The organism is Acinetobacter sp. yr461 (assembly GCF_900110445.1).
GTDB lineage: Bacteria > Pseudomonadota > Gammaproteobacteria > Pseudomonadales > Moraxellaceae > Acinetobacter > Acinetobacter calcoaceticus.
Genome location: NZ_FODU01000002.1, coordinates 102,729 through 126,866, shown reverse-complemented (window position 1 = coordinate 126,866; position 24,138 = coordinate 102,729). Strand labels below are relative to the sequence as shown.

Genomic DNA, 24,138 nt, shown 5'->3' with positions numbered 1-24,138 from the left:
TTAGTCTGTTTGAAAATAGAGATAACTACAACTAAGGCAGAATAAGATTTTCATTAGAACTAAAAAGTATTCTGCCTTAGTTAAAAAAGCAGATTAAATCGCACGAGTGTTGTAAATCAGCCAGTCTAAAACCTCTCCTGACAAATGTTCAGCTAGTCTTTCTTGAACCATTTGGTGATAGGTATTTAGCCAGTCTTTCTCTTCATGGTTAAGCATATCAACAACGATACAATCTAAATGAATTGGACAAAGCGTAAGTGTTTCAAACTCCAAGAACTCACCATAGGTTTTTTCAAACCCAGAGTGAATACGGTTTGCGACCAGATTCTCAATACGAATACCATATTTACCTTCATGATAAAGTCCTGGCTCATTGGAAAGAATCATTCCCTCACGCAATTTGCTATAGGCATGAACTGGCGCGTAATAAGAAAGTACTTGCGGTCCTTCATGAACGTTAAGCGCAAAGCCTACACCGTGACCTGTTCCGTGTCGATAATCTAAACCATGTTGCCATAAGGTATGGCGACAAATTGAATCGAGTAGCGGTGCAGCTAAACCTTCTGGATAAATCGTTTTGGCCAAAGCAATATGACACTTTAAAACCAAGGTATAGTCACGTTTTTGTGTTTGCGTTGGCGTGCCTACAGGAACTACACGAGTAATATCCGTTGTTCCATTTACATATTGCCCACCTGAGTCAATCAGCAATAACCCATCACCTTCAATAAATGAATAGTACTCCTCAGTCGCACGGTAGTGGGGTAGAGCACCATTAGCATTAAAGCCGGCAATAGTAGAAAAACTTGGTCCTATAAATCCATCTTGCTGAGCACGGAAAGCTGTAATTTTTTCATCAATTGTTAGTTCTGAAATGTTTTCACGATGATGAAGTGCTTTTTCTAGCCAATGGAAAAAGTGGCAAAGGGCAACGCCATCTTTAACCATTGCATGTCGAATATGAGCTATTTCATTTTCATGCTTACGTGATTTAAATAGCGTACTCGGGTTGATGTCGTATACAACCTGAATATCTTTTGCGATGTTTTGTTCATGAAAAATCGATACTTTGGCTGGATCTAAAAGTATAGAGGCATCAGAAATATTCGCTAAAAATGTTGCCGTATCTTCATAGTTGCGAATCTCAATACCATCAGCTTTAAAAGCTTGTTGAATGGCTATATCAACTTTGTCCGCATCAATGAAAAGAACAGCTTGTTTTTCACTAATATATAAATGAGACAGGAATACAGGGTTATATTCTACATCTTGTCCACGTGCATTTAAGATCCATGCAATATCATCTAGAGATGAAATGAAGTGACCCTTAATATTCTTGCTGTGTAAAGTCTCACGAATAGCCTGAATTTTTTCTTTATGAGAGAGGGCGTTTAAACCTTCAGGCATTAAATGAATTTTATTTGATGGAAGCTCATGGCGATCAGACCAGATGGCTCCAATTAAATCTTGTTGAGTTTCGAGTTTATAGTTGTTAAGTCTTGCGGTATGTTCGAGTGCCTTGAATTGTTGAATGGATAGAGTATGTCCATTTACTGCAATGACGGATTCTGCTGTTAAGTTTTGTGCAATCCAAGCTAGATGTGTTGATGATTCATCACTGGTCAATTTTTGAAGTTCAAATCCAGTTCCCACAAGCTGTTGCTCGGCTTGTACCCAATAACGTCCATCTGCCCAAAGTCCCGCAAAATTTTGAGTGACTACGAGTGTTCCAACAGAGCCACTAAAACCGCTAAGCCATTGCCTTGCTTTCCAGTAATCCGGTAAATATTCTGACATATGCGGATCGGCACTCATGACGACTAACGCATCAACATGCTGGTTAAGCATGACTTCACGAAGTTTCTCTAGCTTTTCTGGAACAGTTAAAACGCTCATATAGTTTCCAAGTCAGGTTGAACTTTACTAGTACTTTTGCTCATTAATCTATAAATAGGTTTCTTTAATAAAAATAACACGACTGCACCAATTACTAACGCAAGTACACAGCGCATGAAAAGAGTAGGTAAGTGATTAATGCCATCTGCCGATACATGTCCTCCAATCAACCCTGCTATCAGATTACCTAAAGCTGAACCAGTAAACCACAGACCCATAATTTGACTGCGGATGACATCAGGTGCAAGTTTAGTCATGGTTGATAAGCCAATCGGGCTTAGGCAAAGTTCACCTATGGTAAGAAAAAATAAAGTACCGACTAACCAAAATGGTGAAACTGCCCCGCCATTAATAGCAAAATGACTGGCAAGAGACATGAGCAAAAAGCCGCCTGCTGCGAATAACAATGCAATAATAAATTTGCTGATATAGCTTGGGTCTTTATTTGCCTTACCTAGCTTCGCCCATAGCCAAGCTGCAACTGGAGCAAAAACAATAATAAATAGGGCATTGATTGATTCAAACCATACAGTTGGGATCTCAAATCCGAAAACAATACGGTCCGTATAATCTTGTGCAAATAAAGTAAAAGTTGTGGGCTTTTGCTCAAAGGCAGACCAAAATAGCGCAGATGCTGCTAATAAAACAAAGCAAATAATAATTTTAAATTTGTCATGCTGCTCTAAATTCAGGAAAAGTAGTAAATATGCAAAGTAAGCAATAATACCAACGCCGATTCCTACGGTTAAGTAGGTTGCTACTGCGACTGGATTGATATGAATAACACCAAAAAAGGTAAGAGCAATAAGGACTGCGACACTTAATAAAAATGAGAAAGCAATTTTTGGCGCATTTTTATTTTCAACAATTGGTTTATTCCAATTGTCATTTTCTTGACGCAACTCATTAAAAGCTTGTAGCTGTGGAATAGCGAATACACGAAAAATAAGTAATGCAACTAACATCCCAAGGCCACCTATACCAAAACCTAAGTGCCAGTTATGATCCCGTGCTAATAAGCCTGTAAGAAGAGGAGCAATAAAAGAACCTATATTAATTCCCATATAAAAAATCGAGAAGCCGGCATCACGTCTATTATCTTGGGCTTTATATAATGTTCCGACAATCACTGAAATACAGGTTTTAAACAATCCAGAACCAATAACAATAAGAACTAAACCGAAATAAAAAAAGAATTGATCAAATATAGGAGTAAGCGCAATTGATAAATGACCTAATGCAATAATGATGGAGCCATACCAGACAGATCTTGCTTGGCCTAACCAGTTATCGGCAATCCAACCGCCTAAAACGGTCATTAAATACATAGAGCCGGCAAATAACCCTACAATTGCAGCTGCGGTAGGACGATCAAGCCCTAAACCACCATCATTGACCATCGCAACCATGTAAAGAACCAATAAGGGACGAATTCCATAGTAAGAAAACCGTTCCCACAGTTCAGTAAAAAATAAAGTTTTTAAGGGTTTTGGATGGCCGAAAAAAGCTGTGTCGCATTGTTCGAGTTCATGCTTCATTTCAAATCCTTTGAACATATTTGTAGTTAAGTAAACCAAACTTTTAGTTTGTTTAATTATAAAAAAAAGTTATGTTTTATTTTTTAGTTTTTTTTAAATTGAAAAGCAAGTTGGTCATGTATAAAAAAGGTATATAACAAATGGTAAAAAATGGAAAAGTGAAAAACTATATTGTGAAAAGCTAAGCTATCAGATTATTACGCACCAAAGCTGATCAAAACTTGCGTCACGGTAGAGAACTCCATAAGGAAAATAAAAATTAAGTTGTTTTTAACAAGCCTTAAAATAGAGTTGCTGTAAAAAAGAAAAATAATTTCAGAAAACCTCAGTATTTTAATGAGTGAGGTATAACGCAAAAGAGGACTATTTAAATTTTTTTGAAAATTACTTTTCAAGGCAATATTTACATTAAAGCCTTTTTTGCAAAGGCATGAGTAGATGTAGAGCTCTCATCGAAAGGTTAGAATTTCATAAGTCATCATTTATTATTTTTTATTCATTGTAATAAGAATGCCAGCTTTCTATATAAGAAAGTATTATGATCATGAATTACTGTTAGATATTGATGCGATAATTCATATTAGCGCAACAATTTTGCACTAAATTAGGGCGATTGCGAGCTATTCTTGTATGCCATAATTTGAAAATGTCTGAATATGGTGCATTTAACTATGCAAACAGTATAATGGGTTCAAGACAAGGGACCTAAATCATCGATAGTTATAAGCAATTCAATGTTTTAGGTAAGTCTGATAAAGTTGGTATGAGATTTGCTTAATATATACCAGCAATTAACACGCACTTAACAAGTGCAACAAAATTTCATTGGAGCAAAATGAGCATGGCGAACAAGGTCCTTCAACTCATACAAGAAAGTGGCGCAAAATGGGTCGATTTTCGCTTTACTGATACTAAGGGTAAAGAACAGCACGTAACTTACCCAGCTGATTCTATTGATGAAGATACTTTTGAAGACGGTAAAATGTTTGATGGTTCTTCAATCGCTGGTTGGAAAGGCATTGAAGCATCTGACATGATTTTACGTCCAGATGCAGAAACTGGTTTTGTTGACCCGTTCTTTGCTGAACCAACTGTAGTTGTGACTTGTGACGTTATTGAACCTTCAACTGGTCAAGGTTATGAGCGTGACCCACGTTCGATTGCTCGCCGTGCAGAAGAATACTTAAAATCTACAGGTATCGGTGATACTGCATTCTTTGGTCCAGAACCAGAATTCTTTGTATTTGATGAAGTGAAGTGGGACATCGATATGTCTGGCGCTCGTCATACATTGATCGCTGAAGAAGCTGCTTGGTCTACTGGTAAAGATTACGAGTCTGGTAACTCAGGTCACCGTCCACGTGTTAAAGGCGGTTACTTCCCAGTTCCTCCAGTTGATTCTTCACAAGATATGCGTGCAGAAATGTGTGCGAAAATCGAAGACATCATGGGTCCTGGTCGTGTAGAAGTACATCACCATGAAGTTGCTTCTTGCCAATTAGAAATTGGTGTGAGCTTCAATACACTTGTACGTAAAGCTGACGAAGTTCAACAATTCAAATATGCTGTTTGGAACGTTGCGCACCAATATGCAAAAACTGCAACCTTTATGCCTAAACCAATGGTAGGCGATAATGGTTCAGGTATGCATGTTCATATGTCTATCTCTAAAGATGGCAAGAACTTGTTTGCTGGTGATGAATATGCAGGCCTTTCTGAAATGGCATTGTACTTCATCGGTGGTGTTATCAAGCACGCTCGTGCATTGAATGCGATCACAAACCCATCTACAAACTCATACAAGCGTTTGGTTCCTCATTTCGAAGCGCCAATCATGCTTGCTTACTCAGCGCGTAACCGCTCTGCGTCTATCCGTATTCCATACGTTTCTAGCCCTAAAGGTAAGCGTATCGAAGCTCGTTTCCCAGATCCAATGATGAACCCGTACTTAGGTTTCGCTGCATTGTTAATGGCTGGTATCGACGGTATCCAAAACAAGATCCATCCGGGCGAAGCTGCTGATAAGAACTTGTATGATCTTCCTCCAGAAGAAGAAGCAAAAATCCCAACAGTTGCTCATAGCTTAGATATGGCTCTTGAAGCACTTCAAGCAGATCACGAATTCTTGTTAAAAGGCGGCGTGTTCACTAAAGAAATGCTTGATGCATACATCGAACTTAAAACTGAAGATGTACGTCGTCTTAACACGACTACTCACCCAGTTGAGTTTGATATGTACTACAGCTTGTAATACGTATTTTCATAAAAAAGCCTGCTTATGCAGGCTTTTTTATTGCTTGGAATGTTGATTGAATTCTCTACGTTTTTTATCAAAAAATTGGGTTAAACTAAGTGCGAGTTTTCATGTGAGCAGATTATGCGTAAACGGCAACCAGTACTTAAACAGGACAAGACTTTAAATCCTGAGTTGAAAAAATGGTTGTATGCGTCTGGTTCTCTGACTCAACAATTGACTGATCTTGGTGGTGGTCAATTCAGTGTAAAACCTTTTAAAGAACACTTTCAGCGTTTAACTTTTGCAGATAGCCAATGGATGAATATGCCTCATACTCACACCTCATGGGTGCGTGAGACTTATTTATATGGTAGTGAAGCAGAGCCATGGGTTAAAGCAAAAAGTATTTTTCCTATTTTAAGCCTACAAAAAAAAGCCCGCATATTTCAGCACATTGGTTCTACACCGATTGGATTTTTTCTATTTCAAAGAACGACACCACTTTGTGACCGCCGTGTCATTCGTTTGCCAGAAGGGTGGACGCGACAAAGTTGCTATACTTGGCATGGGTGTAAATTTATAGTCCAAGAAACATTCTTACCAGCTTTTGAAGCTTTTCTACATCAGCAGCACGACAAGGAACTACTATGACGACTGCAACAGATACCACATGGCGTCAGCGTTTAGAAGCATACTATTATCTATGTCGATTTGATAAGCCAGTTGGAACAGAACTGGTTTTTTGGCCAACCATGTGGGCACTTTGGGTTGCGGCAGAAGGAAGGCCGCCATTGCATATTCTTTTGGCAATGGTCTTAGGCACAATTTTTATGCGTGCTGCTGGTTGTGCCATTAATGACTTTGCGGACCGTAAAGTAGATGCGCATGTTGAACGCACTAAAACACGCCCATTAGCAACTGGGGTAATTCGTCCTAGAGAAGCAATATATGTATTTTTAGCGCTAGTATTTGCTAGCGCTTGTACTTTGTTCTTTTTACCTATAGCGACATTCTATTGTGCACTAGCTGGATTAGTTTTAGCATTTATATATCCTTTCATGAAAAGATATACCCATTTACCACAAGTGGTTTTAGGTATGGCATTTTCTTGGGGAATTCCAATGTCATTTACTGCAATCGGTAAGCCGTTAGATATAACTTGCTGGCTTCTTTATTTTGGTAATCTAGCTTGGACAGTTGCTTATGACACTCAATATGCCATTACTGACCGTGAATATGATTTAAAGATTGGTGTGAAATCTACAGCTATCCTTTTTGGTCGATATGACATCCAGATTATTGCGCTTTTACAAGCAACCAGTCTTGTTTTGATTGGTTCGGCACTGTATTTAGAAAATATTTTATTTCCATGGGCGATCATTGCTTTGATTGTTGTTGCATTCGATTTTATATATCAAACAATTAAAACCAAAGACCGCAACCCTCAAGTCTGTTTTTGGGCATTCCGTCACAATCGTTGGGTTGGATTAATCATTTTTCTGGGAATATTTTTAAATTTCATATAGTAAAAATGACCGTAAGGTTGAAAAGTGTTCTATGCAGAGCACTTTTTTTATGCCTTAATATTTGTGCATAAAAATATGCGGAATAAATAACACATAACATAAAAAGGATATTTTATGAAACGGTCAAAAATTGCTTTAGCTATAACATTATCGGTTTCAACATTATTTCTTGCAGCATGTAATGACGATAATGATGACTATATTGGTGTGAACCCTGATAAAACTTATATTTCTGAAAGTAATTACGCTATAGATAAAGTTGATAATGCTTCATCGATTAAAGTCATGACTTATAACATGGCAAATGTTCAAGGAAAAACAGCAACTGCCACAGCAATGGTATTGTTTCCCAAAGCAACACCACCTAAAGATGGTTATCGTGTAGTCGTGTGGGAGCATGGAACTGTTGGGGTGGGTGATGGTTGTGCGCCAAGTAAAAATGCAATTAATCCACGATTTAAAATCCTAGCTGAGACTTTATTGGGGGCTGGTTATGTGATTGTGGCACCAGATTATGAGGGTTTAGGTACACCAGGGGTACATCCGTACTTAAACTTATCTAGCGAAGCAAAATCAGCGCTATCTGCAGTAAAAGCAGTAAAAGAGCATTATGGTGCCCAGTTAAAAGGTGATTGGATGTCGATTGGCCAGTCACAAGGTGGACATGCGTCATTGGGTACTGCCGAATTTGCCAATACAGATGTAAGTTATAAAGGTGCTGTAGCAGGAGCACCCGCATCAAGCTTAGGGACAATTATTCAAATTTATATTGACCCACAATTTAATCTTGATGCAAATGGAAAACCTAAAGCAGTAAATAAGCTGGACGAGAACCTACTCCAAGTCCGTTATGCAGTAGCTAATAATGTGATTACAGCGGCTCAAGGTCAGGCAATGATTGACCAAATTGCAGATGGTTATGCTGAATTATTAGCATATGCAGCATTCGCAAGTGCGGGGATTAAAGCACAGCAACCAAACTATGACTTTAAGGCAATTTTTACATCAGGAGCGGCTGATATTGCAGAGTTGGCTTATGGACGTACAGGTGATGATGGCGCATGTTTAAGTTATCCTGCGCCTGATAGTGCAAATGGCTTACAAGCGAAGTTTAAAGCGGGAATTTTAACTTTCTTGGCTGATCCTACACATCAAATTGCACAGTATGGTATTGATCTGAATAAATTCAAGACGGATCAAGTTGTTCAAAGCTTCTTGACAGCAACCCAACCTGCGACTAATGCCATAGCCGATAAAGTTATTAAAACTCCTGTATTTATTATTCAAGGTGAAAAAGATCAAGCAGTATTACCTGTAGTAACACAAGGCTTATTCGCAAATATGAAAGCGAATGCTGTGAAGTACTTCCCACAAGCAGCCTACGATAAAGGCTATAAGCTAACTATTGTACCGAATGCAACTCATACACAAGCAATCATATGTCAAAATGCAAATGCTGTAGATTTTATTCAAACTAATATGACAGCGGGTACAGGTATTGTTCTAACTGATGCACAGAAGGATGCTAGCCAAAGTCCTCACTGCACAGGTAAGTTCTAAGATTTATTTATTTAATTAGAAATTAGCTTAAAAAAAGAGCCACTTTATAGCGGCTCTTTTTTGTTATATTGTTACACATCTTAGAATTAATACCGTTTGAGTTTGAAGCATTTATGAGCCAGCAATCTGTTAAAAAAAAATCTGTTCCTTGGTTATTAATGGGATTAGGTTTGCTTATTCCTTTCCTGATTATTGGAATACTTTTCTTGGCTGCAAAGAGTGATGCTAAGACTAAAAAACAATATGAGCAGCAACGTTTAGAAATGGAAAAAAGAATAGCTGAGAAAGAAGCAGCAAATTCTGAAAAGAAATAACAGCAGCTTTTTAATGAATATCCTTTTGTAGCTGACGTACCGTCGGAATATTTGTGTAACGTCTTACAATGTAACCTGCTTCTGTGAGCATTTGATCACGAATACGATCTTCTTCCGCTTTTTCAAGATGAGAAGGGTCATCTAGTTCAATAATGGCAATTACTTCCATCTTGTCGTTAAGCACAACGAAGTCGGTAACTTTACGGTTGAACTGACTACGAATTTTATAGTCCTTACTGGTAATTAAAGCGCTAAAAGCCACTTGTGCTAAAACATGATAACTTGGAAAACTTTGTTTTAAGCGGATAAACATTTGAGTTTCAAAGTTGGTAATAACAGGACGAGCAAAGAATTTTTGTTTTGGAAATAAATAAGGGCGTAAACAAACAGCAAGAAAGATGCAGGTGCTTAAGCAACCTAAAACAATAAAAAATAAGTGACTCGATTCGAACATGTGAAGGCATCATACAAATAAAAACCCACTCATGATGAGTGGGTTTTTAAGAATCTTGGCTCTCCAACCTGGGCTCGAACCAGGGACCTGCGGATTAACAGTCCGTCGCTCTACCGACTGAGCTATTGGAGAATCTGGAAAAGGATTTTAGGGAGGAAAGGGGGCTGGGTCAAGTCTTAATAACGGAATTAGTGAGAATATCTAATCGTTTGGTTTAAAAATATTCGAAACATTGATTTTATTAAAAATAATAGAAAATTATTAAATGATTGGATAAGAAAAAGCCCGCAATAGATGCGGGCTTTTAGAATCTTGGCTCTCCCACCTGGGCTCGAACCAGGGACCTGCGGATTAACAGTCCGTCGCTCTACCGACTGAGCTATGGGAGATTAGTAGATGGCTCTCCAACCTGGGCTCGAACCAGGGACCTGCGGATTAACAGTCCGTCGCTCTACCGACTGAGCTATTGGAGAATCTGATGCGCATTTTATGGATGAAATCTAAAAGCGTCAATAAGAATATTAAAGAAAATGAATCGTTTGCTTGATTAATATGCTTTTAAGGTACTAAAAATAAAAAAACCACCCAAAATAGGGTGGTTTTTATAAAGAAATAAAATTATTTCTCTACACCAGCTGGTTGGCCTGCAAGTTTTGCATTTGCATAGTCCCAGTTCACAAGGCTTTCTAAGAAAGTTGCGATGTATTTAGGACGTAAGTTACGGAAATCGATGTAGTAAGCATGTTCCCATACGTCAATTGTTAATACAGCAATTTGACCATGTGCAAGTGGAGTGTCTGCATTAGAAGTTTTAGTAATAGATAATTTACCGTTTACTTCATCAGCAACTAACCAAGCCCAGCCTGAACCGAATTGAGTTGTTGCAGCAGCAGCAAATTCTTCTGCAAATTTTTCGTAGCTACCAAAAGCTTCTTCAATTTTAGCAGCGATTGCGCCAGTAGGCTTACCACCACCATTTGGCTTCATTGAATTCCAATAGAATGTATGGTTCCAAACTTGAGCAGCGTTATTGAAAATACCAGCTTTAGATGCATCACCAGCAGTTGCTTTGATGATTTCTTCTAAAGTTTTACCTTCAAGGTCAGTCCCTTTGATTAAGTTGTTTAAGTTAACAACATAGGTATTGTGGTGTTTATCGTGATGGTATTCTAAAGTTTCTTTACTAATATGTGGCGCTAAATCATCATAGCCATATGGAAGTGCAGGTAAAGTAATGGTTGTCATGTTCCTATTCCTTGCATTTGCTGGGTTATACAATTAAGTGGCTCTATTGTAAATGATTCTGTTCACAATAGGGCATCGTTTTAAAGAACTATACACAATAAAGATCTAATTAATACGCATAACACAGATTGAAAAAAAGACTTAATTAAATCGGATTATTCAATTCAAAATATTCGGCTTCAATTGCAAAATGCTTTGAAATTGCTTGTGCTAAACGTTGAACTCCATAACGTTCGGTTGCATGATGACCACACGCAAAATAGTGAACTCCTAATTCTTTTGCTTCATAGAAAGTTCGTTCACTGACTTCGCCTGAAATATAAGCATCGCAATTTTGCAAAGCCGCTTTAGCAATAAAATCTTGAGCACCGCCAGTACAGAAACCTACTTTTTGAATGCTTTGCTTCTCGGCTGGTAAATGAATCACTTTAAAATCAAAGCTATCTTGTAATTTTGCTTTAAACTCTTCAACAGAAACAGCTTGCTCTAAATATCCAATATTACCAATTGGATGCTTCTCGGCTAAATCGAGTGGTTCTAAATGGTGTAAGCCCAATTTTTCTGCAATGGCTACATTGTTACCCAAACTTGGATGTGCATCTAAAGGTAGGTGATAAGCCACGAGTGAAATATTATTTTGAATTAATTTTTTAATTCGGTTACCGCGCATTCCTGTAATTGGGTACGGTTCGCCTTTCCAAAAATAACCATGATGTACGAGTAATAGATCGGCATCCTGAGCAATTGCCGCATCAATCGCATCTTCGGAAGCAGTAACGGCACAAACGATACGTTTTACTTCAGTTGAACCTTCAATTTGCAGGCCATTTGGTGCGTAATCTTTAAATTCTGCTGCTTTTAAGGTTTGATCGCACCACTGAATAATTTCATGCAAATTCGCCATGATATTTCCTGAATTGAATAGTAAATAATTGCTAAAGCTATAGAAACATATTTTGTTGTGTAACTAAAGCTAGACAAATCTTTTTTGAGTTTTTTATGTATATCGACATATTTAATTTAAAATGCTTAACTGAAAACTCTTTTTGTTCAATATATTAATTTAATTAAAAGCTTCTTTGCGTAGAGGATATGAACGTGCGCCGCACCTTTACATGGTTACCTTGGGTGTTACTTATTATTGTAATTGCCAGTTTTATTGCATGGCAAAAATACCATCAGCCGAAACCAACTGTTGCAGTTGATGGGGTGCAAATGCCTGCCGAAAAAGTTGAACCATTGGTTGATACTTCACGAGCGGGTGGGGTGGTGTCTTATAGTGCTGCGGTAAAAGTTGCAGCTCCAGCAGTTGTTAATATTTTTACGACCCAGAAAGTTAAACAAAATCATCCATTGTTAAGTGATCCAGTATTCCGCGAATTTTTTGGAAATCAGGTTCCTGAACAACAACAGCAAAATGAAAATAGTTTAGGCTCTGGGGTTATTGTTCGTGCTGATGGTTATATTCTTACCAATAATCATGTGATTGCTCAGGCCGACCAAATTGTAGTTGCATTGCGTGATGGACGTCGTGCAGAAGCAACTATTGTTGGAACAGACCCTGATACGGATTTAGCCGTAATTAAGATCGAACTCGACAAATTACCCGTGTTGCCATTTAAGCTCAGCGGTAATGAAGTGGGTGATGTTGTCTTAGCGATTGGTAATCCATTTGGCGTAGGGCAAACGGTAACTCAAGGTATTATTTCTGCCACTGAGCGCTCTGATTTAGGCATCAATACCTATGAAGATTTCATTCAAACAGATGCTGCAATTAACCCAGGTAACTCAGGCGGAGCTTTAATTGATGTCGCTGGTAACCTAATTGGGGTAAATACCGCTATTTTCTCGCAGTCAGGCGGCTCTTTAGGTATTGGTTTCGCAATTCCAGCTAAAATTTGCCAACAAGTATTAAACTCGATTTTGAAAGATGGTCGTGTTGTACGTGGATGGTTGGGCATTAGTCTAGTACCGCCTACACAAGAAGATGTATTAGCACCAAAACAACAAATTGGTGTGGTCGTTGCTGATGTTTTGAAAAACGGTCCAGCAGCATCTGCGGGCATTAAAGTTGGTGATAAAATTATTCAGGTAAATAATGAATCAATTACCTCAGCTTCTCATTTGATTAATTACGTTGCATTACAAGCGCCTAATAGTGAAATTAATGTGGTGGTTGAGCGAGCTGGGAAGCAAGAAAACTTTGTGGTAGCAGTTGGGGAAAGAAAAAACCAAAATACTCAATCTCAATATATACCACTGCCTAAACAGTAAAAACAAAAAAGCCTCGTAATGAGGCTTTTTTTATTGGCTTAAATTAAGAATGTGTGGGTGTTTGATGTTGATGTTTGAACTCAGTTAAAGCATCAATGCGACATTGAATTAACATTTCACCAATTTCAGCACCCTTAATGTTCTCGGGTAAGTCCTGAACTTTAATAGAGCGAACCACTTGCATCGCATCTAACATATACTGAGCTTGAGGATAAGGACGATCTTCTAAACCTAGTCTTCCTCGGGCATCACACTCACATGCCTGTACAAAAGCTTCCACTCTCTCAGGGCGACGTAATACATCTAAACGCTGTAATAAACGCCATACAGTTCCGGGTTTTAACGACATAATCTGATGACATTTTAGATGTTCTTTACACACCGATAATGCCAACTGTCGAGTTTGAGTGGGAACTTTTAAACGTTCACATAATTCGGTAACTGGTTTCACTCCACGTTCTTCATGCATGATATGGCGAGGGAGTTCATCTATAGGCGTTAATGCTTTACCCAAATCATGTACTAAAACAGCAAACCGAACATCAAGCGAATAGTTTGACTTACACGCTTGCTGTAAAGACATTAGGGTATGTATGCCGCAGTCTACTTCTGGGTGATATTCTGGACGTTGTGGCACACCAAACAATGCGTCAATTTCAGGGAAAAGATGTTTTAAGGCACCGCAATCACGTAGCGTCTGAAAATAAATATCTGCATGGTCTTCTAAAAGCGCACGCGAAGTCTCTTTCCACACACGTTCTGGTGTTAATGCATCAAGTTCACCTGATTCAGCCATCGTTTGCATTAGTTGTAAGGTTTCAGATGCAATATGAAAACCATATGATGAATATCGAGCTGCAAAGCGTGCCACACGTAAAACACGTAAAGGGTCTTCAGCAAAAGCTTCTGAAACATGCCGTAAGGTTTTATTCTCTAAATCATTCTGACCACCATAGGGGTCATATATTCTGCCATCTTGATCCATTGCTATGGCATTGATGGTTAAATCACGGCGAATTAAATCTTCTTCTAAACTTACTGTAGTATCGGTAAAAAACTGGAAACCGTGATAGCCCTTACCGGACTTTCGCTCAGTACGTGCAAGTGCATATTCTTCTTTAGTTTTAGGATGAAGAAACACAGGAAAATCTTTGCCTACAGGTTGAAAACCTTGGGCGAGCATATGTTCAGGCGTTGCTCCGACCACAACATAATCTTTTTCTTGATAGGGATGCCCAAGTAGAGAATCTCGGACGGCACCGCCTACTAAATACACTTGCATGAAAAAACCTCTATTCTTCAAGCAATCATGCTACAGAATAGAGGTTTTCTCAAGTCATTAGACAGGCTTTTCGTAAAAAGCTCTTTCTAAATTACTTTTCTTGTTGTTGGATTTCAGCAACAGTTAAAGCAGTCATATTGATAAGACGACGAGTCGTTGCTGTCGGTGTCAAAATATGAACAGGTTTTGCTGCGCCAAGCAAAATTGGACCAATAGTAACGTTGTTACCAGAAGTCGCTTTCAACAAGTTAAATGAAATATTTGCTGCATCTAGGTTTGGCATAATGAGCAAGTTTGCAGAACCTTTAAAACGTGAACCAGGGAATGCAAATTGACGAATATTTTCGTCTAATGCTGCATCACCATGCATTTCACCTTCAACTTCAAGCTCAGGAGCTTGCTCAGATAAAATACGATAAACTTCACGCATTTTTTGAGCGCTTGAATCAGTTTGGTCGCTACCAAAACTTGAGTGAGAAAGCAGTGCTACACGTGGAGTAATACCAAAACGACGTACTTCTTCAGCTGCCAAAATAGTCATTTCAGCAAGTTGTTCAGCAGTTGGGTTAGTGTTTACGTAGGTATCTGCAATAAATAAATTACGATCTTCAAGCATTAATGCATTTAATGTGAAGAAGTTATTCATGCCTTCTTTAAGACCGATAACATTGCGTACAAAGTCAAGGTGAATGTTATAGCTACTGTAAGTACCACATAACATACCGTCTGCTTTACCGAATTTAACCAGTAGAGATGCAATTAACGTTGAACGACGGCGAGCTTCACGTTGAGCATATTCAACAGTGATGCCTTTGCGTTGCATTGTTTGATAGTAGTCTTTCCAAAACTCTTCATACATCGGGTTTTGTTCTTGATCTACAATCTCAATATTTACGCCATGTTGTAAACGTAGGCCTAATTTTTTGATATTTGCTTCAATTACAGCAGTACGACCTACTAAAATTGGTTTAGCTAAATCTTCATCAACAGCAATTTGTACTGCACGTAATACGCGTTCGTCTTCACCTTCAGCATATGCAATGCGTTTAGGATCAGCTTTTGCTTGAGCAAAAATTGGTTTCATCAAGAATGCAGAGTTATATACAAACTCAGACAATTTTTGACGATACACAGCGAAATCTTCGATAGGACGAGTTGCTACGCCTGAGTCCATTGCAGCTTTAGCAACAGCTGGCGCAATTTCTAAAATTAAACGTTGGTCAAGTGGACGTGGAATTAAATAGTCACGACCAAATGAAGCAGATTTTTCACCATAAGTTGCTGCATCAGCTTCTACATGAGCCATACGCGCAATTGCATGTACACATGCAATTTTCATGTCTTCATTAATCGTAGTTGCACCAACATCAAGTGCGCCACGGAAAATGTATGGGAAACATAATGCGTTGTTTACTTGGTTTGGATAGTCAGAACGACCAGTTGCCATAATGACGTCAGAGCGTACTTCATGTGCATGTTCAGGTAAAATTTCTGGATCTGGGTTTGCTAACGCAAAGATAATTGGATTCTCAGCCATCTGTTTCACCATTTCTTTGGTGAGAATACCAGCAGCAGAAAGACCCAAGAACATATCAGCGCCAGTCATTACTTCATGAAGCTGAGATGCTGTAATATCTTGAACATAACGTTTTTTAGATTCGTCTAAGCCTTCGCGAGAAGTCGTTAATAAACCACGAGAATCGGCAACAATAATATTTTCTTTTTTAGCACCAAGCGCACAAAGCAAGTCTAAACATGAAAGTGCTGCTGCACCTGCACCTGAAGCTACGATTTTGATTTCATCAATTTTCTTATTTACAAGTTGCAATGCATTGAGCAAAGCTGAACCTACAATAATACTTGTACCATGTTGATCGTCATGGAATACAGGAATTTTCATGCGTTCACGAAGTTTCTTTTCGATATAGAAACATTCTGGCGCTTTAATGTCTTCGAGGTTGATACCACCGAAAGTTGGCTCAAGAGAGGCAACAATATCTACGATTTTATCTGGATCGTTTTCTGCAATTTCGATGTCAAATACGTCAACACCAGCAAACTTCTTGAAGAGAACGCCTTTACCTTCCATTACAGGTTTAGAAGCCAATGGGCCAATATTACCTAAACCAAGAACAGCAGTACCGTTAGTGACTACAGCAACCAAGTTTCCGCGTGCTGTATATTTAGCAGCAGTTGAAGGATCACGTTCAATCTCTAAACATGGCGCAGCAACTCCGGGTGAGTAGGCTAAAGCCAAATCTCGTTGGTTGACAAGTTGCTTACTTGGGGTGACGCTGATTTTCCCTGGGTTTGGATATTCATGGTAATTTAAAGCGGCCTGTTTTAAAGATTGATCGTCCATCTGAGTCTCTATTTGATACAAAAAAGCAAACTAGTCAAATCACTCATTCAGGGGAAGGCAACTCGGTTCTTTTACTATGCTTTAATTTTTACCAATTAAGAGAATAGTAGACGAATTGCCAATAGCCCTGTAGTGAGCTAAATGCTAAAGAATATAACACTACTTCTTTATTTCTCACAGTCAAAAACGCTCATTTTTGGAAAAAGCAGCGTATGTAAAAATAGTCTGTGAGAACTATTAAGAAATAGGCGAATTTGTTTGTAGATAAGGGATAATCTGCTCAGCCGGGATAGGACGACTAAAGAAATAGCCTTGTAAAAAATCACATTGCTGTTTTTGTAGATAGGCAACTTGTTCCTCTGTTTCTACACCTTCGGCAACCAGTTTAAGCCCCATACTTTTACCCATCGCAATCATGGCATTTACAATGGCTTCTTGTTTGTGATCACCAATTTTAGAAATAAATGCACGGTCAATTTTTAATACATCAATTGGGTATTCTGTCAGATACGCTAAAGATGAATAGCCTGTACCAAAGTCATCTAGAGCAATTGAAATATCTCGTTGTTTTATTGCATGCAATAAGGTTTTTACATTATCTGTGTTATCTAAGAGCGCGGACTCAGTAATCTCAAGTTCGAGATCTGAACCTTGAATATGATATTTCTGCAAAATTTCATCAATATCATTGAGTAATAAGCCTCGATGTATTTGCTGGGCAACAATATTCACTGAAACTTGAATGTTTGTGTAGCCTTGGCTTTTCCATTCTTGTAATTGTTTTCCAACTTTATCTAAAACGACTTTACCAATATCCGAAATCAGGCTACTGCGCTCAGCAAATGGTATAAACATATTTGGCATGACTAATCCTTTTTCGGGATGTTGCCAGCGAATTAATGCTTCAAAACCAATAACTGAATGATCGAGTAGACTAATTTTTGGTTGGTAATAAACGACAAATTCATCATTTTGAATGGCTTTACGTAACTCTTGCTCTAAATCGGCAGATTTATAGGAGTGAGTTGTTTGATTGCAATAGTAAGAAATGGTATTGCCTCCTAAGCGTTTTGCTTCTGAAAGTGCTTGTTCTGCATGATTGTTTAGATGATCAATTTGTCGTCCATGCTCAGGAAAGCATGCTACGCCAATAGATGCCGTAATAAAATATTCTTGATTATCAATATAAAAAGGGGCATTCAGTGCCTGCAAAATATTTTGGCAATATTGCTCAATATTTGGATGAATTGGAGAAATTTCATAAATGATTGCAAAATCGTCACTATTTAAATAGGCAACCAAAATTGCATTAATATTGATTAAGCGTAACCGTTGTGCAAACTGTTTAAGAAGTTCATCACCACTATCATTATTTAAAAATTCATTAAAAGCGCGAAAACGATCAATATTTACTCGTATCAATGCTAAGTTTTTAATGTTATATGATGGATTTACAAGGTATTGATGAAGTTGGTTGTAATAGTAAAGACGATTAGGCAAGTGAGTGAGACTATCGTAATTTTTTAAGTAAGATAGATGTTGTTCCTGACGTTTTTGCTCAGAGAGGTCTCGTGCAAATCCAATATAATTTGTAATTTGATTGAACTCATCTTTGACCACATTGATGTGTAACCACAAATATACGCTTTTGCCAGAACTAAACTTTTCGTCAAATTGGCCCATATATTCTCCGGTTTCGAGGAGCTGTTGGGTAATTGAGGTATGAAATTGTTGTTGGAGTTCTTTTTGATTAATTGTAATGCTAAATAACTCTTTATTTAGGAGTTCTGTTTTAGAAAATCCAGTTAATTTCTCATAGTAAGGGTTAATATCAATATAGTTCAGGTGTTCATCTAAAATAAATATGCCTTCTGCAGCTTGCCCAAGCACAATTGCCGAGAGTCTTAAGTGTTCTTGATCTTTTTTCTCTTGATGTATATCTCGGGTCATACCAACCATACGAAGCGCTTTTTGTGTTTTGGGATCTCTTGTAATGACACGACCTACATCTTGAATCCATCGCCATGAACCATCTTGACGTAAGATTCTGAAATTGATATTAAAATGATCTGTAATTCCTTCCAAATGTTGTTTCAAGCGCTCGTCAAAAAGTTTTTTATCGCTCGGATGTATGCGGTCTAAAATGCTATTGAGATAAATAATGGTCGTTTGAGTTTGTCTTTGTTGATCGAAAAAAGTAATTTCTAGTTTTTGATTTTCAATATCCCAGTCCCATGGCCGAATGCCAGCCGTTTCATGTGCAAAAGCTAAATTGTAGTGATGGCTTTCGAGTTGCTCATTCATTTTTGTGAGATCGTAAGTGCGTTCACGTACCTTTTGCTCAAGTAAATGATTATTAAATTGGAGCTGGGCTTCAATATCTTTCGATTTATTCACTTCTTGTTGAAGCTGGACACATAACTCTTCAGCCCATTGGGTATGTTGATCAGAAATTTGAACGAGCTGTTTATTCTTTAATAATAGTTTAGAAATCTTTTGATAGTTACGTTGAGTTGCGTATGCGCAGAGTACTGTCGCCACGAAAGTTAAATTATAGGCAAAATAAAAAGGTAGCTGAGTAATGGGCGTATGCGTAAATTGAGCGATCAATAGGGGGGATGTACTTGGAATAAATAAAAGATAAAAGTATCGAGGTTGTTGCGTTAAAAAAGTAAGACCAATGATATGAGCAGAAGTGATAAACAAGGCAATTAAAATATGAGCATCTGGTAGCGAAACCAACTCTGGTGGAAGATAAAAATGAATAACCGTAACGTTTATCCCAATTAAGATTCCTGAAATAAAACAAATACTTTGTAAGATAAGATCAGCTTTTTTAATAAAATTAATAGTGCGGTAGTAGGTTAAAATATTTGGAACAAATAATAGGCAAGTAAACGATGCAATAGTAAGGCCAAGAGACCAGCTAAATGTTGTTATTGAAGATGAAAAATAATAAGAAAAAATAGCATATGAGATCAGACATAGCAGTATTAAGCTAATCAAATACCAGCGTATATATTGAATTGAAAGTTTTAGCTGCTCAATTTTTGTTTGATGCTGTAAATATTCTTCCTGAAGCCCGGACATAAGATTTTTCTATCCTATTTTTTTACATATATACAGAAAGAATCTGATTTATCAGTGATAAAGAATTTGAAATTTTATTCATACAATAAAAGTAAATTAACTTTAAATAACGATTTAATCAATGTTCAATGAACTTAGCTGGATAAAAATCGATAATTTAAAATAGATAAGGCAACGACAGGCGCAGTTTCTGTACGTAAGACACGGTCACCAATACACCAATTCATAAAACCAGCTTGATTGGCTTGAGTAATTTCATTTTCACTTAAACCGCCTTCTGGTCCAATCAATAAGGCAAGTTCAGGTTGGATGCCAGCTAATACATCATTTTGTTCTTTTTCTGGTGCTAAAACAAATTTTGATTGAGGAAGTTCAGAGGAATTTAACCATTCGTTAAGAGAAATGGGTGCTAACACTTCTGGAACGATATTAAGACCACATTGTTCACAAGCAGCAATTGCAACAGCTTGCCAGTGATCTAATTTTTTTTGATCTCGGTCGTATTTTAAGCGCATTTCACAGCGCTCACTTGTGAGCAACTGAATTTGACTTACTCCAAGTTCAGTGGCTTTCTGAATGGCATAATCCATTCGGTCACCTTTACTCATGACCTGACCCAGAACAGCTTTAAATGGGGCGCTACGGTTATTAGGGTTGAAACTTTCAATCGTGACAAATGCATTTTTTTTATTAATTTCGGTCAGGGTCGCGAGATATTCGCCACCTTGACCATTAAAGAGAGTAGCTTGTTCTTGTAATTGTGCACGTAAAACACGCACCCAATGATGAAATACTGTTTCTGTCAGTTGAATTGTTGAGCCAACTTTAAGTTCAGTTTCGATAAAAAAACGATTCATTGGGTACGCCTTACAAAATTAATTTAAACCAAGATCAACGACGAGTTGACGAGTTGGTTCGACTTGATTCATTGAATAGAAATGTAAGCTTGGTGCACCACCTGCGATCAAGCGTTCACACAGCTTAACAACAACTTCATGACCAAAAGCTTTAATACTCTCACTGTCATCGCCATAGGCTTGTAATTGTTTTCGGATCCAGCGAGGAATTTCTGCACCAGTACCATCAGCAAAGCGAATTAAGTTGCTGGCATTGGTAATAGGCATGATGCCAGGAGCTACCGGAATATTAACTCCAGCTTTTTCTAAGCGCTCAATAAAATAAAAGTATGAGTCTGGATTAAAGAAGAATTGAGTAATTCCTGCATTAGCGCCAGCTTGTACTTTTTCAATAAAACGTTGGATATCTGAATCAAGGTTCTCAGCTTGAGGGTGCATTTCTGGATAAGCTGCAACTTCAATATGAAAATGATCACCTGAATGCTGACGAATGAAACGAACTAAATCTTGAGCATAAGGAAGTTCGCCAAGTCCAACCTGACCAGAAGGTAAATCACCACGCAAAGCAACAATACGGTTAATACCTTGCGCTTTATAGAGGTCGAGTAGTTCAGCAATACGAGCTTTATCATCACCAATACAAGAAAGGTGAGGAGCAACGGGTGTACCTTTGCCGTTGAAATCGTCAATAGCAGCAAGAGTACGTTCGCGAGTAGAACCACCAGCGCCATAAGTAATCGAGAAGAAATCTGGATTTAATGGTTGTAATTCTTGATGAACAATACGAAGTTTTTCAGCACCGGCATCAGTTTTCGGTGGGAAAAATTCAAAAGAAATAGGTATACGTTTAGTCATGTCAAATCCTTGTAAACAGCGAAACAATATTTTAAGAAAAAAGGGCAGTCGGTTCACCGTCTGCCCTTAAGTTCTTAGTATTTGTAAGCGTCAGACTTGAATGGTCCCTCAACAGCAACACCTAAATAGCCAGCTTGCTCTTGAGTTAATTGAGTAAGTACACCACCGAAACCTGCAACCATTGCCGCAGCAACTTCTTCATCAAGTTTCTTAGGAAGAACTTCTACACGAATTTTTGCAGCTTTTTCGTTTGCAGGAAGATCAGCAAATTTCTCTTGGAATAAGTGAATTTGACCTAACACTTGGTTAGCAAAAGAACCGTCCATCACGCGTGATGGGTGACCAGTTGCATTACCTAGGTTTACAAGGCGACCTTCAGAAAGAAGGATAAGGTAGTTATTTTCATCTTCAGAACGATAAACTTGGTGAACTTGTGGCTTAACTTCAACCCACTTGTAACCACGTAAATAAGCAGTATCAATTTCTGTGTCGAAGTGACCGATGTTACATACAACTGCACCAGCTTTTAAGCTATCTAACATTGCAGCATCACATACGTGGTAGTTACCAGTAGTAGTTACAACAAGGTCAGTGTTGCCAAGTAAGTCTTGGTTAATATCTTCTTTTTTGCCTGTTTGTACGCCGTTTTTGTATGGAGATACAACTTCATAGCCGTCCATACATGCTTGCATTGCACAAATTGGGTCAACTTCAGTTACACGAACGATCATGCCTTCTTGACGTAAAGATTGAGCTGAACCTTTACCAACGTCACCATAACCGATCACAAGCGCACGACGACCAGACAAAAGCATGTCAGTTGCACGTTTGATCGCGTCATTTAATGAGTGACGGCAACCATATTTGTTGTCGTTTTTAGACTTAGTAACAGAGTCATTTACGTTGATTGCAGGTACTTTCAAAGAACCGTCTTTCCACATTTCGATAAGACGTTGAACACCTGTTGTGGTTTCTTCGGTAATACCGTGAATACGTTCTAAAAGAGCAGGGTATTTGTCGTGAACAAGAGCAGTTAAGTCACCGCCATCATCCAAGATCATGTTGGCATCCCAAGGCTGACCATTAACATTAACTTGTTGTTCTAAACACCATACATATTCTTCTTCAGTTTCACCTTTCCAAGCGAAAACTGGAATACCACGAGCAGCAATTGCAGCAGCAGCATGGTCTTGAGTCGAGAAAATGTTACATGAAGTCCAACGAACTTCAGCACCTAATTCAATAAGCGTTTCAATAAGAACCGCTGTTTGAATGGTCATGTGGATACAACCAAGAATTTTTGCGCCAGCAAGTGGTTTAGATGCTGCATAACGTTTACGTAAACCAATTAGAGCTGGCATTTCTGCTTCAGCAAGTTTGATTTCTTTACGACCGTAGTCAGCAAGTGAGATGTCAGCAACTTTATAATCTGTAAATGAAGCATTAACCGCGTTCATCAGGATCTCCTAGGGAAAAAATAGTATGGATCGTTCTGTTCGCGGATGCCGTTGTTGGTTAAAAACGAGTGTTTAACCGATTGTCGAGCCTGGCAAATTGATCTTTAGTGCCGATCATTTGTCGCAGCATCCCTCGACTAGCGAAACATTGTACTTGGAAAAGCTTTTAGTGCCAATCCAGTTTTGTTTATTATCTGCTTAATTACGACTTTAGATTTAAATTATGGCCTTAAATATTCCCGAATCTTTGGCAAACCTCGAAGCGAATAGCGGTGTTTTTGCAGTTTGGATAGTACTTCGACATCATGGGGTTCAAATTGATATTTCCGAGCTGATTCAAATTTGTCGATATGATGAAGACGGCACCTATACGATTGCCTTAGCCGTTGCTTTAAAGAAATTTGGGTTTGATGTTTCATTTCATTCGGATAAAGACCCAAATATTAGCCCAAGCGAACGCATGAGTTATAAAGAAGCAAATGTATTGAAAATACCAACTGGCCCAGCGTTAGGCTATCAGGATATTCAAGCTGAAATTCAAAACGGGAAAATGATCATAGTCTATTACGATACTTTAGAAGGTATCGGAAATCAGTCACTCATCTATTCTATTGACCAAAAAGAAATCTGCTTTTTTGATAGTTTTGAACCAATGTCAGCGGCAGTCTTTGAAAAGCAACGTCAAGTGGAAGGGATTTGTCGTCAGGCTATCGTGATTGATGATCGTAATTTTCAGATGCATTCAACCAAATTGAATTAGATAAAAAGAGCCAGTAGAGCGCTGGCTCATATTAAAATTATTTTTGTTGATATTCTTGAATCACTTCTAAAGCCGCTCGAAAGGCTTCTTGAGTAGCAGGGGCACCGCAATATGGCAGACTATGCAATAACGTTTCTTGAATTTCTTCAACTGTACAACCATTGTTGAGCGCGCCACGAACATGGCCTTTGAGTTCAGTTGGTGACTTAAGTGCAGTTAACATTGCCAAAGTAATTAATGAACGATATTTACGCGGTAGCACACCTTCACGCTGCCAAGTTGAACCCCATGCATGTTCATTAATCCAGTCTTGCAATGGCTGAGTAAATGGTACGGTATTCTCTTGGGCACGTTTTACAAAAGATTCTCCCATCACCTCTGTGCGAACTTTTAATCCATTTTCGTAATCTTGCTTAGACATTAATTTCTCCT

The 24,138-nt window shown here is 38.3% G+C and carries 19 protein-coding genes and 3 tRNA genes; 7 read left to right on the top strand and 15 right to left on the bottom strand.

All coding sequences use genetic code 11. The features are described 5' to 3' along the window. Window positions 1-93 precede the first annotated feature (93 nt). A complete protein-coding gene (locus BMW38_RS05065; RefSeq protein WP_092706316.1) occupies window positions 94-1,896 on the bottom strand; it encodes an aminopeptidase P family protein in 1,803 nt (600 codons plus the stop codon). Beyond that, window positions 1,893-3,452 carry a peptide MFS transporter gene (locus BMW38_RS05060; protein WP_092706314.1) on the bottom strand — a complete coding sequence of 520 codons (1,560 nt, stop codon included), beginning with the start codon at window positions 3,450-3,452 and terminating at the stop codon, window positions 1,893-1,895. Before BMW38_RS05060 ends, BMW38_RS05065 begins: the two co-directional genes overlap by 4 nt. Before the next feature lie 817 nt (window positions 3,453-4,269). Here BMW38_RS05060 and glnA point away from each other — a divergent pair. From glnA to BMW38_RS05035, 5 genes are all read left to right on the top strand, one after another. Continuing rightward, window positions 4,270-5,685: a type I glutamate--ammonia ligase gene (glnA, locus tag BMW38_RS05055; RefSeq protein WP_003650573.1), complete on the top strand. Its 1,416-nt coding sequence runs from the start codon at window positions 4,270-4,272 to the stop codon at window positions 5,683-5,685. A 126-nt stretch (window positions 5,686-5,811) separates the two neighbouring features. Beyond that, window positions 5,812-6,321, top strand: a complete 510-nt coding sequence (locus BMW38_RS05050) for a chorismate--pyruvate lyase family protein (RefSeq protein ID WP_005039136.1) — start codon at window positions 5,812-5,814, stop codon at window positions 6,319-6,321. Beyond that, window positions 6,318-7,196 (top strand): 4-hydroxybenzoate octaprenyltransferase, encoded by an 879-nt coding sequence (gene ubiA, locus BMW38_RS05045; RefSeq protein ID WP_092706312.1) that lies wholly within the window; start codon window positions 6,318-6,320, stop codon window positions 7,194-7,196. The genes BMW38_RS05050 and ubiA overlap by 4 nt, the downstream gene beginning before the upstream one ends. Window positions 7,197-7,310: 114 nt before the next feature. After that, entirely contained in the window at window positions 7,311-8,756 is a 1,446-nt protein-coding gene (locus BMW38_RS05040; RefSeq protein ID WP_092706310.1) for an alpha/beta hydrolase, read from the top strand. 113 nt (window positions 8,757-8,869) lie between these two features. Beyond that, complete coding sequence (locus tag BMW38_RS05035) at window positions 8,870-9,070, top strand: hypothetical protein (RefSeq protein WP_092706308.1); 201 nt, start codon at window positions 8,870-8,872, stop codon at window positions 9,068-9,070. Between the two features lie 10 nt (window positions 9,071-9,080). On the opposite strand, the gene BMW38_RS05030 is transcribed toward BMW38_RS05035, so the two are convergent. The 6 genes from BMW38_RS05030 to BMW38_RS05005 all read right to left on the bottom strand — a co-directional run bounded on the left by BMW38_RS05030 (window position 9,081) and on the right by BMW38_RS05005 (window position 11,673). Beyond that, entirely contained in the window at window positions 9,081-9,524 is a 444-nt protein-coding gene (locus BMW38_RS05030) for a DUF2726 domain-containing protein (protein ID WP_092706306.1), read from the bottom strand. Between the two features lie 56 nt (window positions 9,525-9,580). Beyond that, window positions 9,581-9,656: transfer RNA gene (locus tag BMW38_RS05025), tRNA-Asn, on the bottom strand. A 181-nt stretch (window positions 9,657-9,837) separates the two neighbouring features. Further along, window positions 9,838-9,913 (bottom strand) — tRNA-Asn (locus BMW38_RS05020). 8 nt (window positions 9,914-9,921) lie between these two features. Further along, a tRNA-Asn gene (locus BMW38_RS05015) sits at window positions 9,922-9,997 on the bottom strand. A 145-nt stretch (window positions 9,998-10,142) separates the two neighbouring features. Beyond that, window positions 10,143-10,769 (bottom strand): superoxide dismutase, encoded by a 627-nt coding sequence (locus BMW38_RS05010; RefSeq protein WP_003650584.1) that lies wholly within the window; start codon window positions 10,767-10,769, stop codon window positions 10,143-10,145. A 145-nt stretch (window positions 10,770-10,914) separates the two neighbouring features. Next, the gene (locus BMW38_RS05005) at window positions 10,915-11,673 is read right to left on the bottom strand and encodes a Nif3-like dinuclear metal center hexameric protein (RefSeq protein ID WP_092706304.1); all 759 of its coding nucleotides are present in this window, start codon (window positions 11,671-11,673) and stop codon (window positions 10,915-10,917) included. 194 nt (window positions 11,674-11,867) lie between these two features. Here BMW38_RS05005 and BMW38_RS05000 point away from each other — a divergent pair, with 194 nt between their 5' ends. Further along, window positions 11,868-13,043 carry a S1C family serine protease gene (locus BMW38_RS05000; RefSeq protein ID WP_092706301.1) on the top strand — a complete coding sequence of 392 codons (1,176 nt, stop codon included), beginning with the start codon at window positions 11,868-11,870 and terminating at the stop codon, window positions 13,041-13,043. Between the two features lie 43 nt (window positions 13,044-13,086). Here the strand turns inward: BMW38_RS05000 and BMW38_RS04995 are convergent, their stop codons facing one another. The 6 genes from BMW38_RS04995 to ahcY all read right to left on the bottom strand — a co-directional run bounded on the left by BMW38_RS04995 (window position 13,087) and on the right by ahcY (window position 22,946). Beyond that, on the bottom strand, window positions 13,087-14,325 hold the full coding sequence (locus BMW38_RS04995) for a multifunctional CCA addition/repair protein (protein ID WP_092706299.1): 1,239 nt from the start codon (window positions 14,323-14,325) through the stop codon (window positions 13,087-13,089). Between the two features lie 91 nt (window positions 14,326-14,416). Further along, window positions 14,417-16,687 carry an NADP-dependent malic enzyme gene (locus BMW38_RS04990; protein ID WP_003650593.1) on the bottom strand — a complete coding sequence of 757 codons (2,271 nt, stop codon included), beginning with the start codon at window positions 16,685-16,687 and terminating at the stop codon, window positions 14,417-14,419. Between the two features lie 237 nt (window positions 16,688-16,924). Beyond that, the gene (locus BMW38_RS04985; protein ID WP_092706297.1) at window positions 16,925-19,777 is read right to left on the bottom strand and encodes a putative bifunctional diguanylate cyclase/phosphodiesterase; all 2,853 of its coding nucleotides are present in this window, start codon (window positions 19,775-19,777) and stop codon (window positions 16,925-16,927) included. A 134-nt stretch (window positions 19,778-19,911) separates the two neighbouring features. Continuing rightward, on the bottom strand, window positions 19,912-20,634 hold the full coding sequence (locus BMW38_RS04980; RefSeq protein WP_092706294.1) for a 16S rRNA (uracil(1498)-N(3))-methyltransferase: 723 nt from the start codon (window positions 20,632-20,634) through the stop codon (window positions 19,912-19,914). 18 nt (window positions 20,635-20,652) lie between these two features. Further along, a complete protein-coding gene (gene metF / locus BMW38_RS04975) occupies window positions 20,653-21,489 on the bottom strand; it encodes a methylenetetrahydrofolate reductase [NAD(P)H] (RefSeq protein WP_004643512.1) in 837 nt (278 codons plus the stop codon). Window positions 21,490-21,563: 74 nt separating this feature from the next. After that, complete coding sequence (ahcY, locus tag BMW38_RS04970; RefSeq protein ID WP_045125749.1) at window positions 21,564-22,946, bottom strand: adenosylhomocysteinase; 1,383 nt, start codon at window positions 22,944-22,946, stop codon at window positions 21,564-21,566. Between the two features lie 223 nt (window positions 22,947-23,169). Here ahcY and BMW38_RS04965 point away from each other — a divergent pair, with 223 nt between their 5' ends. Then, the gene (locus tag BMW38_RS04965) at window positions 23,170-23,706 is read left to right on the top strand and encodes a cysteine peptidase family C39 domain-containing protein (RefSeq protein WP_092706292.1); all 537 of its coding nucleotides are present in this window, start codon (window positions 23,170-23,172) and stop codon (window positions 23,704-23,706) included. 37 nt (window positions 23,707-23,743) lie between these two features. Here BMW38_RS04965 and BMW38_RS04960 read toward each other — a convergent pair whose 3' ends face one another. Further along, window positions 23,744-24,127, bottom strand: a complete 384-nt coding sequence (locus tag BMW38_RS04960) for a carboxymuconolactone decarboxylase family protein (RefSeq protein WP_003650604.1) — start codon at window positions 24,125-24,127, stop codon at window positions 23,744-23,746. Window positions 24,128-24,138 lie beyond the last annotated feature (11 nt).